The following is a 628-nucleotide window of genomic DNA, read 5'->3' on the forward strand; positions in this document are numbered from 1 at the left end:
GTGAGCACCAGCCACACCGCGCCGTCCCCGAGCGCGGAGGCGAACAGGCTCAACTGCCCCTGGCGCGTGTGGGTGAGCCGCAGGTCGGTGAGGATGCGGGCCAGGACGGGCAGCGCGGTGACGCTCAGCGCGCACCCCACGAACAGGACGAAGACCGTCGGATTGCCCGCCGGTCCCGTGAAGTCGTGGACCANNCGACACCGCGCAGCGGCATCCCGGTCAGTTCGCGCCCCACCCCGAACATGAAGAACACCAGCCCGATCTGAGCCAGCCCGTCCAGCATCGGCAGACTGTCCGCCGGGAACAGCCAGTCCTTCGCCTCCGGTGCGAACCGTCCCAGCACGGTCGGCCCCATGGCCAGCCCCGCGCAGATCTCGCCGATCACCCGCGGCTGTCCCAGCCGGTCGGCCAGCCATCCGCCCAGGAAGGCGGCGAGCAGGATGGCCGCCACCGCGAGGAAGAAATGACCGGTCCGGTCCAGAGGTGCCGCCTCGCGCACCGCATCCCTGCCCGGCGATCCCGCCGTGACGACCGCCACCGCGGCCCACACGATCACCGCCAGCGGCAGCACGACCACCACGGTCGCGGCAGCCCTCTTCCCACTTCTCACCCGCACCTGCGTCCCCCA

General features: G+C 71.7%; 1 protein-coding gene. It reads right to left on the bottom strand.

Features of this window, described 5'->3' with window-relative positions; all coding sequences use genetic code 11:
* Positions 1–124 precede the first annotated feature (124 nt).
* Positions 125–616 carry a cation:proton antiporter domain-containing protein gene (locus tag CCL05_RS43220; RefSeq protein WP_086565908.1) on the bottom strand — a complete coding sequence of 164 codons (492 nt, stop codon included), beginning with the start codon at positions 614–616 and terminating at the stop codon, positions 125–127.
* Positions 617–628 lie beyond the last annotated feature (12 nt).

Origin of the sequence: Streptomyces africanus (assembly GCF_002150735.1) — a bacterium.
GTDB classification, from domain to species: Bacteria; Actinomycetota; Actinomycetes; order Streptomycetales; family Streptomycetaceae; genus Streptomyces; species Streptomyces africanus.